This window comes from Chitinophaga terrae (ex Kim and Jung 2007) (assembly GCF_900107795.1).
In the GTDB taxonomy this organism is placed as follows: Bacteria; Bacteroidota; Bacteroidia; order Chitinophagales; family Chitinophagaceae; genus Chitinophaga; species Chitinophaga terrae.
Genome location: NZ_FNRL01000025.1, coordinates 66,130 through 79,405, shown reverse-complemented (window position 1 = coordinate 79,405; position 13,276 = coordinate 66,130). Strand labels below are relative to the sequence as shown.

Below are 13,276 nucleotides of genomic sequence, written 5' to 3'. Positions count from 1 at the left end.
TTAATGAAAAGAAAGCTCTTGATAACAGGAGGCGCAGGCTTCATCGGGTCACACGTCGTAAGATTATTTGTTAATAAATATCCATCTTACGATATCGTAAATCTGGATGCTCTCACATACGCCGGAAATCTGGAAAATCTCACAGATATTCAAGATAAGCCTAATTACGTATTTGAAAAAGGAGATATTACAGATGATGAAACTGTAGATAACCTTTTCACTAAATATAAATTTGACGGCGTGATCCACCTCGCTGCTGAAAGCCATGTAGACAGGTCTATCATGGACCCATTGGCTTTCATCAAAACAAATGTCCTGGGTACAGCCGTATTGCTGAATAATGCAAAAAAGCACTGGCAGGGAGAAATGGAAGGAAAATTATTCTACCATGTTTCTACCGATGAAGTGTATGGTTCATTAGGAGAGGAGGGTTTCTTTGTTGAAACTACAGCTTATGATCCAAGGTCTCCATATTCGGCTTCCAAAGCAAGTTCAGACCACTTCGTAATGGCCTACCATCATACTTATCATATGCCGGTAATCTTGTCGAACTGTTCTAACAACTACGGTTCGCACCATTTTCCTGAAAAGCTGATTCCTTTGGCAATCCACAATATCAAAAACAACAAACCGGTTCCGGTTTATGGAAAAGGCGAAAATGTGAGAGACTGGTTGTTTGTAGAAGATCATGCCAGGGCGATAGACACTATTTTCCATAACGGTAAGATTGGCGAGAAGTACAACATTGGTGGCTTTAACGAGTGGAAGAACATTGATTTGATTCAGCTCCTTTGCCAAATAATGGATAAAAAGCTGAACCGTGCTCCTGGCACCTCTGCACAATTGATCACCTTTGTGAAAGACAGGGCCGGACACGATCTGCGTTACGCGATTGATGCGACCAAGTTGAACAAAGAATTGGGTTGGTCTCCGTCCCTCCAGTTTGAAGAAGGATTGGAAAAGACTGTGGATTGGTACCTGCAGAATGAAGAGTGGCTGAATCACGTCACCAGCGGAGCTTATCAACAATATTACAACGAACAATATCAAAGCAGATAATTCATGCCTTTTCAGCAAACAGGAATACCTGGTCTGCTTGTCTACGAACCGAAAGTATTCGGCGATCACAGAGGTTACTTTTTCGAGAGTTACAATGCCAACACTTTCAGAGAAGCCGGAATCGAATACAATTTTGTTCAGGACAACCAGGCAAGATCTACCTACGGGGTTTTAAGAGGCTTGCATTACCAACTGGAGCCTTATGCACAAACCAAACTTGTTCGGGTACTGGAAGGCCGGATCATTGACGCCGTTGTTGATATCCGTAAAGGATCTCCAACCTATGGAAAATCTTTTGCCATAGAGTTAAGTGCAGAGAACAAACTGCAGTTGCTGGTTCCTAAAGGTTTTGCGCATGGTTACGCCGTAATCAGTGAAACTGCAGAAGTGATGTATAAATGTGATAACTTCTATCATAAAGCCAGCGAAGGCGGTATTATCTACAATGATCCTGCCCTGGAAATTAACTGGGGAATAGATCTGAAAGATGCCATTGTATCAGAAAAAGACCTGGTACTTCCCAAACTGGCAGACATTAACCATAATTTTGTATTTAACAGCTGATCTAAACTATGAAGAATATTCTTGTTACCGGGGCGAATGGACAACTTGGACAGTCACTCAAACAATTAGCTGGCAACTATCCAGAATTCAATCTTCTATTTACCGATTATGAAGACCTGGATATTACGGATGCCGCGGCTCTGGATGCATATTTTGCAGGTCAACAGATTGATGCCTGTATAAATTGTGCAGCTTACACAGCGGTTGACAAAGCAGAATCGGATGAGGACAAAGCATTTTTGCTCAACTTCCAGGCTGTTTTGTCGCTGGCCGAAGTTTGCGCCCGCTATAATGCCCAACTGGTGCATATTTCCACTGATTATGTTTTCAGCGGTAAACAAAATGTTCCGTATTCAGAACAGGACGATACCGATCCTGAGTCTATCTACGGCGCATCCAAAGTCAGAGGGGAAGCTGCCGCACTCGGCTACAACCCTTCTACCATCGTTATCCGGACATCCTGGTTATATTCTGAATTTGCTATGAATTTCGTAAAGAGAATGAAAGAATTAATGCAGGAAAGACAAGAATTGACTGTCGTATTTGATCAGACAGGTACTCCTACCTATGCAGGCGATCTGGCAAAAGCAATACTGGATATACTTACATTCAGGTTTGCAAATCCTGATACCGAAATAGGAGGCATCTACCATTACAGCAACGAAGGGGTTACAAGCTGGTACGACTTTGCCGTTACGATCAAAGAACTCACAGGGGCTACCACTACCATAACTCCCGTAACGTCAGATAAGTATAAAACAGCAGCTAAAAGACCTGCTTACAGTGTACTGAATAAAGAAAAGATCAAGACTACTTTCGGCATCCAGATCCCATACTGGAAAGATAGCCTGAGTAAGTTACTGGCAAAATAACACAATTAAAAAGAGCGAAGAAATTTCGCTCTTTTTAGTTTTTTACTGACGTTATCTCTGTTCCTCCTACCAGCTTCCCATCTTTCATGGAAACAGATTTAACAGTACCGAATCCAGGCGCAAACCATTCTACTGCACTGAATTGTATAGGAATTCCCGTTCCCATCATCCTCATCTCAAAATCTATATCATAAACAATCCTATAGCAATTCCAGGTACCGGCCGGCGTTGTAATCTTCTCCTTACCTGATACTCTCCGGTTGTTCACGCTGTAGCTGACGCCAACGTCCATACCATCCATTTTCCCTACCATTTCATACCGCCCGGCTTTGAGCTCCTGCCCTACCTGCATATCGGCGGGATAATCGAGGTAGGCCTTGTTCGAACGCGCCTCCATCTGAACTTCCTTAAACTGCTTTAGAGTAGGGATACTCATTTTCATATCCACAATGACACCGGCGCCATAACAGCTAAAATGCCCTTGCCCGGTTGTGAGAGCCTGTTCATTTTCGTCGTAATAGGTATTGGTAAAATCGGAGATAGTACTGTCGCCGGCGCTCCGGACACTGGTAATTTTATACACAGTTTTCCCGCTCGCATTGTCTCTAGCATCATAAATGGTCATTTCAATTTCGGCATTGTTCCGCAGGTAGTAGTAGCCGCTACATTTCTGGGCTTGTAAAGGGAAAACACAACATGCGGTTAACAGCAAGAACAGAAGCCTTTTCATAAACGCAGTTTCTGGGGTGAACAAAACAATAATAAACAATGGGTTTCCGTCGTAAATGTACATAGATATTCTAATATATGACGAAGCCTTCCATAAAATCAGTTATTCCTGTTTATTTTTGTAGGTTTGCAAAAATTGAATAAAAAATCATGAATCTGATAGAAGAACTGCGTTGGCGGGGTATGCTTCAGGATATGATGCCTGGCACGGAAGAGCAATTACAAAAGGAAATGACCAGTGCTTACATTGGTTTTGATCCGACTGCTGAATCGCTGCATATAGGTAGCCTGGTGCCTATCCTGTTGCTGGTGCACCTGCAAAAGGCAGGGCATAAACCCCTAGCATTAGTGGGTGGCGCTACCGGGATGGTAGGCGATCCATCGTTTAAGGCAGAAGAAAGAAAAATGTTAGACCTCGATACCCTGGCTAAAAACGTAGCCGGTATCCGCGCGCAATTGGAAAGCTTCCTGGACTTCGACCCGGCAAAGCCCAATGCAGCCGAAATGGTAAATAACTTCGACTGGTTTCAGCATATTTCCTTCCTGGACTTTATCAGAGACACCGGCAAACACATCACTGTTAACTACATGATGGCAAAAGACTCGGTGAAGAAAAGGCTGGAAGGAGATAACGGAATGTCATTTACTGAGTTTACCTACCAGTTAATCCAGGGCTACGACTTCTATCATCTTTATACAACTAAGAACTGTAAACTGCAGATGGGCGGTTCCGACCAATGGGGTAACATTGTTACCGGAACAGAGCTGATCCGTCGTAAAGCTGGTGGCGAAGCCTTCGCATTTACCTGCCCGCTGATCAAAAAAGCTGATGGAACAAAATTCGGTAAAACTGAACAGGGCACCGTTTGGCTCGACGCTAAACGTACATCCCCTTATATGTTCTACCAATTCTGGTTCAACACCAGCGATGCGGATGCCGAAAGCTATATCAAGATCTTTACTTTCCTTGGCAAAGAGGAGATCGATAGCCTGATCGCACAACATAAAGAAGCCCCGCACTTAAGGATACTTCAGAAAAGGCTGGCCGAAGAAGTAACTACGTTTATACACGGACGGGAGAATTATGAATTCGCGGTAAAAGCCTCTTCCATCCTTTTCAATAACAACACGGCAGAAGTACTGGCTTCCCTATCAGAAGATCAGTTGCTGGATGTGATGAACGGGGTGCCTCAACACGAAATAGCGGCTGCCGACCTGCAGGCAGGGAAAGATATCGTTAGTCTCTTAGCCGAATCAGGTATCTTCCCCAGCAAAGGAGAAGCCCGTAAAACCGTTCAGGGCGGAGGTGTGAGCATTAACAAGAAAAAAGCTACAGGCATTGACCAGGTGATATCATCAGTGGATCTCCTGAATGGTAAATATCTTCTGGTACAGAAAGGCAAGACTAATTATTACCTGGTAAAAACGGTATAATCCAATATTGCTTCTATTGAAGAGGCATAATTACTAAACGAGGTTACCTTGGCGGGTAACCTCGTTTAGTTTTAAAAAATGAATAAGGTTGCATCTTCCGATACAACCTTATCCTTATATACTTATTCACCCATTATTGCAATCCATACTTCTTTATATACTTTTCTGAAAGTTGTTTCTGTTTATTATCCAGGTTGATTTCCCGGCCCTGGATAAATGCCTGGGTAATAACGCTGGATTTCATATCCAACATATCTCCCGTACTGACAGCTATATTCGCATCCTTACCTACTTCCAGCGTACCGGTCATTTTGTCTATACCCAGGATCTTGGCAGCGTTAATGGTAACGGCAGATAAAGCTTCTTCCTTTGTAAGTCCATAAGCTGCGGCGGTACCAGCTTCAAAGCCAAGGTTCCTTTGCTGCCAGAAACCTTCATTGCTCAAACAGAAAAGTACACCTGCCTTTTGCAACTGCGCCGCTGTTTTGTATGGCTGATCAACATCATCGTCCTGCATGATGGGTAGACTATGAGGTTGAGTAAGGATCACAGAAATGTTGGATTGTTTCAGCAGGTCGGCGATTTGCCAGGAATCTGCTCCCCCCACAATGGTTACATCCAGGTCGAATTCCTTTGCGAAATCAATAGCTACCAGCATTTCTTTTACCAGGTCGCAGTGCACGAATAGTTTCTGCTCCTTTTTAAAGAGAGGGCGCATAGCCTCGAATTTCAGGTTGGTGGCAGTATGCTTAGCTTCCTGGAGGTATGCTTTAGCCTCCCGGAAAAACGCACGTACTCCCTCTACCTGGTCGAGCGCTGTTTTTGGTGCATCGCCTCCATTGGGCCCCCTCCGCCCGCCTGTATTCTGGCGGGGAATAAAGAAATGCAGGCCGTTATCTACTTTGTAGGCGGCATCCTCCCAGTTCCAGGCGTCTAACTGTACAACCGAAGAAGTACCGCTGATAATGCCGCCTTGGGGCGTTACCTGAGCAAGTAAAATACCATTGGAACGAAGCGTGTTGATCACTTTGGAATCAGTGTTGTAAGCGATCAATGATCTCACGGAAGGATTTATCTCCCCTACTTCCCGAACATCTATGGTGGCCCTTACACTTTCAAATTCTATCAATCCCAGGTCAGAATCCGGAACGATAATTCCTGGATATACATGCTGTCCTTTCAGATCAACCACCGTTGCATCAGCCGGCGCCGCAGCAACAGAAGTTCCAACAGCAGTGATCTTTCCTTTATCAAAAGTGATTGTACCTTTTTCTATAACCTGGCCGTTACCTACGTGAATAACAGCATTGGTCAAAAAGACAGGCTTCTGCTGAGGACCTGCCGGTGATATAGTTTCCTGTGCATAGGCTGAATGCAACCACATGGCCAGGCCGAACATTATAAATTTCTTTTTCATAGCGCTAAGCTTTGCAAATACTTTGGTTAATAAACTATTCCCTGCTGATGGCCTCCCTGGAGATCTTCGCAATGGTAGATCTCATCCGGCACATAGGTTGCCTTTTTAACCGGCGAACCTTTCTTCTTTTCCGCCAGCATCAGCTGGATCAGGCGGTTACGTTCGCTGGCAATGCGGCTGCGTAACTGCAGGTCGGTTTCCCTGTCAAACTCCACGATCCCGTCCACAATGGTCACTGCGGCTTTGGCGTAAATGCTCAATGGGTTATCTGTCCATAACACCACATCTGCATCCTTACCTACTTTAATACTACCCATGCGGTTATCCACATGCAGCAACCTGGCTGGATTCAAGGTCACCAGCTTCAACGCATCCTCCTCGCTCAAACCTCCATATTTCACTGTTTTAGCTGCTTCCTGGTTTAAACGGCGGGCCATCTCCGCATCATCAGAGTTGATAGCTGTAACCACCCCCACTTTTTGCATGATCGCCGCATTGTAAGGAATTGCATCCTGTACCTCCATTTTGTATGCCCACCAGTCGGCAAACGTACCGGCGCCTGCGCCATGCGCTTTCATCTTATCAGCTACCTTATACCCTTCTAGTATATGTGTAAATGTATTTACCCTGAAATGGAAACTGTCTGCTACATGCATTAACATGTTAATTTCACTCTGTACATAAGAGTGACAGGTGATGAACCGCTTGTGGTTCAGTATTTCACTTAACGCATCCAATTCCAGGTCTCTGCGCCTGTTAGGACCTTTCTTCTCGTATTCCCTGGCCCGTGTGAACGCATCTACATACACCTGCTCCACTCCCATCCTGGTTTGAGGGAAGCGAACAGTATTGCGGTCGCCCCAGTTGGATTGCTTCACATTTTCCCCCAGCGCGAATTTGATAAACGGATCCCAGTTGGTAACTTTCAGGCCTTCGGCCGATTGTCCCCAACGCAATTTGATCAATTGCGATTGTCCGCCGATCGCGTTAGCGCTTCCGTGCAACAGATGCGACGCTGTAACGCCGCCGCTGAGCTGCCTGTAAATATTAACATCATCTGGATTTATTACATCTGCAATCCTTACTTCGGCAGTTACAGATTGCGACGACTCATTTACACCCGCACTGATGGCAATATGCGAGTGTTCGTCGATTATCCCGGCAGACAAATGTTTGCCTGTTCCGTCAATTACCCTGGCATTGCCGCCGGATAAATTTTTACCTATCTGTGCGATCTTGCCGTTGCGGATCAATACATCCGTTTGCTGCAGTATGCCGTCTTTTTCGTTAGTCCATACCGTAGCGTTTTTGATAAGGAGATCCTGTTGCTGAGGCAATTTCTCCCAACCATAACCATTGAATGGATAATACAACGCACCTAAAACCGGGGTCGCTGATTTTTTGTTTTCTGCCTTTTCAGGTAATGTTTTCACGAATTTAGCGGTCCATTTAACAGGGTTGCCGCTGGTATCAACGCCGGTTCCTGTCCAATCGCCGGTTCCCAACATCCCGCTAAGACGCAGATTGCTTTTGGCATTTTTTGCCAGGGGCAGGGAAAGGGTAACCAGTTTGCCATCAATGTCTATCTTTCCTGCCAGGGTATCTGCCTGTATCACGGCAATGGAAGGCGAGGCAGGACTACCTTTTACTTCAACATTGAATGTTGCGCCAGGCGTTACCGAAACGGTGTATTGCCCCCGAACGTCGTTCCATCCATCAGCCTTTATCGTGTATTTATGACCTTGTACCCAGTTTTGATACAGGATAGTTTTTTCTTCGAAGATGGGTCCGGATGTAATGAGGAAGTTAGCCAGTTTACCGGCGTCCAGACTTCCTACCTGGTCGTAGGATTTAATGAGGGTAGCCGGCGTTTTAGTTAACGCTTCCAACGCTTTGGCGGGAGACAGTCCGTATTCGATAGCCTTGCGTACGTTGGCCAGGAACTGCCGGGTATCTGACAATTCTGCGGCGGTAAGGCAAAAAGGAATATTGGCTTTTTCAAAGACCGCTGGTTGTGATGGCGCCATTTCCCAATGCTTCATACTGGCCAGGGAAACTAACCGGGCATCGTTAGGATCTTCCACATCCAGGGCGCCGGGGAAGTTAAGCGGCAGGATGAAGGTTGCTTTTGTAGCTGCCATCTCGTTAATACGCTGGTATTCGTTGCCGCCTGCTTTAATGATGTACTGAACACCAAATTCATCTCCTATCTTATCTGCTCTCAGTGCATCCCACTTGTCGCTTACCTCAAAGATCTGGGGAAGCTGCTGGTTATTATTCCATGCCTGCAGGCTCAGGTTTACCCCTTCTTTACTGCCCTGGTTCTTATACCATTGTGCATCCAGGTATGTTTGCCGTAAAAGGGCGATAGCTCCCATCAGCGAGTTGGGGTAGTTCTGGGTGGAACTTCCTTTATTGAAAGAGTAGCCGGCTGCCGCTCTTTCGCGTATGATCACTTTATTTTCTCTTTCGTCGGCCAATGTAACCAAAGCTGCAGTACCACGGGCAACACCATCCTGCTGCTGGGTGAGTACAGTACCAAAACCGGCTTCCCTTAATGGAGTAGCTTTAGCGTCGTCCACAGCAAAGATATCAACTGCGTTCACTTCACTTTTAATGGCCTGGTTCCAGCCATATGCCCCTTTCGTGTTGGATAGGAACTGAGGGGGCGCATTCCATGCGGAAGCCCCTTTTTTGGGTTCGGCAAGTCCGTAGCTGCTAAATGCATCAACGAACGACGGGTAAATGTATTTTCCTTTACAGTCCAATACCACAGCATCTTTAGGTATAGCGGCGGCAGGGCCAACATCTACGATCTTTCCATCCCTGATCACCAACGTAGCATTGTTCAATACCGTTTGCGGGTCTTTAACAATTGTAGCATGGGTAAAGGCGAAACATTTTTCCCTCGGATCGGCTATCCCATTGACGGGGAAGGTTTCCTGGGCTTGGGCGTAAGTAGCCGAGGCTAATAGTCCCAACACTAACAGTTTACTGCGGCGCCGGTTCATAGCATAGGCCAGACACCGTGACAGCAGGGCTTTCACGGGTTTCTCAGAAGCTTTTTTCATGTAAGTCTCTAATTTAGAGGGTCCAGATTTAGTTGATAGGCTAAAGTAACAAATCATTGAAGCTGTTTTTAACAAAAAGCCAATTTTTTTATGAATGGTAAATAGGTTTTTGGATTCACACGAAAAAGGGATAATTTGAATCTGGATTACACCTAAGTTTGTTTAAATTCACTGACATGCTGACTATGAAGTTTAAAGCTGCCCGATTACTTTGCCTGGCAACTTGTTTTTGCACCTTAGTTTTAACTGCCCATGCGCAGAAGGATAGCACCGTGGAGAGAGGACGATGGACTGTTGAAGGCCGGGCCGACAAAATCACAGACAAAATAGCTCACAAACTGGCCCTCAATAAAGACCAGGAGAAGCAGATATTTGCTATCAACCTGGATATTGTGCGCCGCATGGATGCAGTAACAAAGAATACTTCTCTCAGCAAAAAAGAAAGAATGACCCAGTTCAAAGCGCTTGATTCTGAACGTAGTCAGCGTTTTAAAAATGTGCTCACCGCTTCCCAGTTTAAAAAATGGAATGATTGGGAAATGAACAAGAAAGAGCAACTGGAAGCCAAGATGGAGAAAAAACGCCAGCGTAAAGCAAACCAGTAATCTCAGGCAGCATTGAAAATATGATCTCAGATATAGAGAGGATATTCCTGGACGCTGTAGCAGCTGTGCACCCGGCACAGCTCATGCAAAACAACATCACTGTTTCCCCGGATCGGCAAAGTATTGTTATTGCCGGAGCAACCTACCCGGTATTGCCAGGCTCGCGGATATGGATATTAGGCGCAGGCAAGGCATCGTCTGCCATGGCCAGGGAAGCAGAACAAATACTCACGCCTTCGTTCCCCATACAAGGATTTATTGTTACCAAGACCGGCCACACCGTTCCATTAAAATACCTGGAACAAATGGAAGCCGGGCACCCGGTTCCCGATCAGAACAGTGTAGCCGCTACCGTTAAAATGCAGGCGATCGCAAAGCAGGTCGGCGCCCGCGATATTGTGCTCCTCCTGTTATCTGGCGGCGCTTCAGCGTTGCTTGCCGATGTTCCGCCCGGCAGTTCGCTGGAAGAAGTACAGCAACTCTTTGAAGTGCTGCTGAAAAGTGGGGCCGATATCCGGGAGATGAATATTGTAAGGAAGCATCTTTCAGCTGTCAAAGGAGGACAACTGGCAAGATTGCTGGCTCCTGCCACCGTATGTACGTTGGCGTTAAGCGATGTAGTAGGCGACGACCTGAGCATAATCGGCTCCGGGCCTACAGTAGCCGATCCTTCTACCTTCGCCGAAAGCCTGGAGATCATCCGGCGGTACCGGCTGGGCGACAAAATCCCCGCAGCTTTACTTCAGTGGTTGCAAAACGGGGCAGCAGGTAAGATACCGGAAACTCCAAAACCCGGAAGCCAGGAGCTGGCACACGTGCATAACTATCTTGCAGGCACCAATAGCATTGCGTTAGCTGCGGCAGAAGCCAGCGCCATTCGCCTGGGTTATCATCCTGTTCTGCTGTCTAACACCGTTACAGGAAACGTGGAAGATGTTGCCGCATGGCTGATAGAGACCGCCAAGGCCTATAAAGGGCCTTTGCCCGCCTGTTTGCTGGCGGGAGGTGAAACAACGGTAGTGGTAACCGGGAATGGAACAGGTGGGCGTAACCAGCAATTAGCGTTAAAGGCTGGCATCCTGGCCGGCAACAATCCTAACATCATTGTCCTCAGCGGAGGTACAGATGGAAGCGACGGCCCAACCAATGCAGCAGGGGCTATCGTAGATGCCTCTACGTTCAGCAGGGCGCAGGAAGCGGGTATAAATGCTGTTGATTATCTCCGGAACCACGACGCCTGGACATTCTTCTCAAAAGCAGGCGGGTTACTGGTTACAGGGCCCACTACTACCAATGTAATGGACCTGATGATCGTACTGCTGACAGCCCCGCAGCCTTAAAATTTGAAATCAAAGTTTGTATATGTGTCAATAGATTATATTTTTGGGGTTTCTAACCCGTAAATTCAGGATTTACTAAACGTATATGCATTATGCTGAGAATGGAACAGACATGGCGTTGGTACGGCCCTAATGATCCTGTTAGCTTGTCGGATATTAAACAGGCCGGCGCAACAGGCATCGTTACAGCATTACACCATGTACCCAATGGAATGGTTTGGACGAAGGAGGAGATATTAAAAAGAAAAGCGATCATAGAAGCGGCAGGCCTTACCTGGTCGGTTGTGGAAAGTGTACCTGTACACGAAGACATTAAAACGCAACGTGGCCGTTTCAAGGAATATATTCAAAATTACCAGCAGACTTTAAGGAATCTTGCGGCCTGTGATATACGTGTAGTCACGTATAATTTCATGCCGGTTCTCGACTGGACCCGTACAGACCTTTCCTATACGGTAGCTGACGGCTCCAAAGCTTTACGCTTTGAAAAAGCGGCATTGGTAGCCTTTGACCTGTTTATGCTGAAAAGGCCGAACGCGGAAAAGGATTATACAGAAGATGAAATAGCCAGGGCGAAAGAACGCTTTGATGGTATGGCTGAAGAAGAAAAAGCGCTTATTCAGAAGAACATTATTGCGGGATTACCGGGATCTGAAGAAAGCTTCACGCTTCAAAAGTTCCAGGAAGCTTTGGATAAATATAAAGGAATAGATGCGACCCAGCTTAAGTTGCACCTCTTTTACTTCCTGCAACAGATTGCCCCTGTGGCAGAGGAAGTAGGCGTAAAGCTGGCTATCCATCCGGACGATCCTCCGTTCCCTATTTTCGGGCTGCCAAGAGTGGTAAGCACTGAACAGGATGCGAGGGAGTTGCTGGTAGCAGCGCCATATACATCCAATGGCCTGTGCTTCTGCACCGGGTCTTACGGCGTTAGGCCGGATAACGACCTGCCAGGCATGATCGAACGCCTGGGCGACCATATACATTTCCTGCACCTGAGAAGTACAGAAAGAGATGCACAGGGCAACTTCTATGAAGCCAATCACCTGGAGGGAGATGTGAACATGTTTGCAGTAGTAAAGAATATTTTACTGACGATGAAACGACGCAATGTTTCTATTCCAATGCGCCCGGATCATGGTCACCAGATGTTAGACGATCTGAATAAATTTACCAATCCGGGTTATAGCGCCATTGGCCGTTTACGCGGGCTGGCAGAGCTGAGGGGATTGGAAATGGGTATAGCGGGGGCTTTAGGCTCTGATTGACTGACTACTACCAGTATCAGGTCCGTACAACGAGTTAAGGTGGGGATAAGCAATACCATCGTCGGACTGAGATGCTACACCCGGGCAGAAAATGTATTTGAACCAATACCGTAATGGCTGATTACGTGTACAAATGACACTGCTCTTTCGCGCAGAGGCGCGAAGTTTCACGCAAAGGAACAAAGAAGCAAAGACGCAAAGTTTTTTTAAATAAGGAAGCAAAGGAGTAAAGATTACCCAAAAGTAGTCTTTACTCCTTTGCTTCTTAATATTCGCTTCGATCAAACAATCTTTGCGTCTTTGCTTCTTTGTTCCTTTGCGTGAAATTTTGCGCCTCTGCGCGAAACATCCACAGGAAATCATCAAAATTTCGCAGCTTTTTTGTAGCATTGCAATCGGATTGTCACATTGGATCCGTTTATATACTAAACCTACAAACATAATGAGCGCAACTATTGACGCAAAGTACGAGGCGTATATGGCCGAAAGGTCTAATAGTCTGGCCCGTCTTATCAATCAATTCAAAAAGGACATTGATCTCCGCATTCTTCAGAAGATCCGCGAACGTGGATACAATGATTTCAAATTGGGCGATATGGTATTGCTGGTGAACATTGATTCGCACGGCACTATCAACAACGATTTGGCCAGGAAAGCACGTATCAGCAAGCAGGCTATGAGTAAAGTGGTAAAAAACCTGGAAGCAGGCAATTATATCAGCAGCCGCAAACATGATACAGACAACCGCGCCAGCCTGATCTTCCTGACGGATAAAGGAAAGAAATTCATGATCACCGTTTACGAGGTGGTAGATGAGGTAACAGATTTCTATGCCGCTATCATAGGCGAAGAGGAAATGAAACACCTGAAAGCATTGCTGAAAAGCATTACCGTTGGGTTGAACCTATCTTAAGATC

11 protein-coding genes are annotated in these 13,276 nt (G+C 46.1%); 8 read left to right on the top strand and 3 right to left on the bottom strand.

The features are described 5' to 3' along the window. Positions 1-3 precede the first annotated feature (3 nt). Genes rfbB through rfbD form a run of 3 tightly spaced genes read left to right on the top strand, consistent with a single transcriptional unit; the run spans position 4 to position 2,495 of the window. Complete coding sequence (gene rfbB / locus BLV62_RS21960; RefSeq protein WP_089764330.1) at positions 4-1,059, top strand: dTDP-glucose 4,6-dehydratase; 1,056 nt, start codon at positions 4-6, stop codon at positions 1,057-1,059. A gap of 3 nt (positions 1,060-1,062) precedes the next feature. Further along, entirely contained in the window at positions 1,063-1,623 is a 561-nt protein-coding gene (rfbC, locus tag BLV62_RS21955) for a dTDP-4-dehydrorhamnose 3,5-epimerase (RefSeq protein WP_089764329.1), read from the top strand. 8 nt (positions 1,624-1,631) lie between these two features. Then, entirely contained in the window at positions 1,632-2,495 is an 864-nt protein-coding gene (gene rfbD, locus BLV62_RS21950) for a dTDP-4-dehydrorhamnose reductase (RefSeq protein ID WP_089764327.1), read from the top strand. Positions 2,496-2,529: 34 nt separating this feature from the next. On the opposite strand, the gene BLV62_RS21945 is transcribed toward rfbD, so the two are convergent. Continuing rightward, positions 2,530-3,225 (bottom strand): TapB family protein, encoded by a 696-nt coding sequence (locus BLV62_RS21945; RefSeq protein WP_139170346.1) that lies wholly within the window; start codon positions 3,223-3,225, stop codon positions 2,530-2,532. 149 nt (positions 3,226-3,374) lie between these two features. Between BLV62_RS21945 and tyrS the strand changes: the two genes are divergently transcribed. Next, positions 3,375-4,658 (top strand): tyrosine--tRNA ligase, encoded by a 1,284-nt coding sequence (gene tyrS / locus BLV62_RS21940; RefSeq protein ID WP_089764323.1) that lies wholly within the window; start codon positions 3,375-3,377, stop codon positions 4,656-4,658. A gap of 133 nt (positions 4,659-4,791) precedes the next feature. On the opposite strand, the gene BLV62_RS21935 is transcribed toward tyrS, so the two are convergent. Further along, a complete protein-coding gene (locus tag BLV62_RS21935; protein ID WP_089764321.1) occupies positions 4,792-6,075 on the bottom strand; it encodes an amidohydrolase family protein in 1,284 nt (427 codons plus the stop codon). A 26-nt stretch (positions 6,076-6,101) separates the two neighbouring features. Beyond that, a complete protein-coding gene (locus BLV62_RS21930; RefSeq protein WP_225889674.1) occupies positions 6,102-9,146 on the bottom strand; it encodes an amidohydrolase family protein in 3,045 nt (1,014 codons plus the stop codon). Between the two features lie 176 nt (positions 9,147-9,322). On the opposite strand from BLV62_RS21930, the gene BLV62_RS21925 reads away from it, so the two are divergent. From BLV62_RS21925 to BLV62_RS21905, 4 genes are all read left to right on the top strand, one after another. Further along, positions 9,323-9,751, top strand: coding sequence for a hypothetical protein (locus BLV62_RS21925; protein ID WP_089764320.1), 429 nt, complete (start codon positions 9,323-9,325; stop codon positions 9,749-9,751). Between the two features lie 20 nt (positions 9,752-9,771). After that, positions 9,772-11,091 carry a glycerate kinase type-2 family protein gene (locus BLV62_RS21920; protein WP_089764318.1) on the top strand — a complete coding sequence of 440 codons (1,320 nt, stop codon included), beginning with the start codon at positions 9,772-9,774 and terminating at the stop codon, positions 11,089-11,091. Between the two features lie 92 nt (positions 11,092-11,183). Further along, entirely contained in the window at positions 11,184-12,359 is a 1,176-nt protein-coding gene (uxuA, locus tag BLV62_RS21915; protein WP_089764317.1) for a mannonate dehydratase, read from the top strand. A 442-nt stretch (positions 12,360-12,801) separates the two neighbouring features. After that, on the top strand, positions 12,802-13,272 hold the full coding sequence (locus BLV62_RS21905) for a MarR family winged helix-turn-helix transcriptional regulator (RefSeq protein ID WP_089764313.1): 471 nt from the start codon (positions 12,802-12,804) through the stop codon (positions 13,270-13,272). The last annotated feature ends 4 nt before the right edge of the window (positions 13,273-13,276 follow it).

Coding starts and splice junctions, on each gene's coding strand:
- rfbB (WP_089764330.1), top strand. CDS start 4: ATGAAAAGAAAGCTCTTGATAACAGGAGGCGCAGGCTTCATCGGGTCA.
- rfbC (WP_089764329.1), top strand. CDS start 1,063: ATGCCTTTTCAGCAAACAGGAATACCTGGTCTGCTTGTCTACGAACCG.
- rfbD (WP_089764327.1), top strand. CDS start 1,632: ATGAAGAATATTCTTGTTACCGGGGCGAATGGACAACTTGGACAGTCA.
- BLV62_RS21945 (WP_139170346.1), bottom strand. CDS start 3,225: ATGAAAAGGCTTCTGTTCTTGCTGTTAACCGCATGTTGTGTTTTCCCT.
- tyrS (WP_089764323.1), top strand. CDS start 3,375: ATGAATCTGATAGAAGAACTGCGTTGGCGGGGTATGCTTCAGGATATG.
- BLV62_RS21935 (WP_089764321.1), bottom strand. CDS start 6,075: ATGAAAAAGAAATTTATAATGTTCGGCCTGGCCATGTGGTTGCATTCA.
- BLV62_RS21930 (WP_225889674.1), bottom strand. CDS start 9,146: ATGAAAAAAGCTTCTGAGAAACCCGTGAAAGCCCTGCTGTCACGGTGT.
- BLV62_RS21925 (WP_089764320.1), top strand. CDS start 9,323: ATGCTGACTATGAAGTTTAAAGCTGCCCGATTACTTTGCCTGGCAACT.
- BLV62_RS21920 (WP_089764318.1), top strand. CDS start 9,772: ATGATCTCAGATATAGAGAGGATATTCCTGGACGCTGTAGCAGCTGTG.
- uxuA (WP_089764317.1), top strand. CDS start 11,184: ATGCTGAGAATGGAACAGACATGGCGTTGGTACGGCCCTAATGATCCT.
- BLV62_RS21905 (WP_089764313.1), top strand. CDS start 12,802: ATGAGCGCAACTATTGACGCAAAGTACGAGGCGTATATGGCCGAAAGG.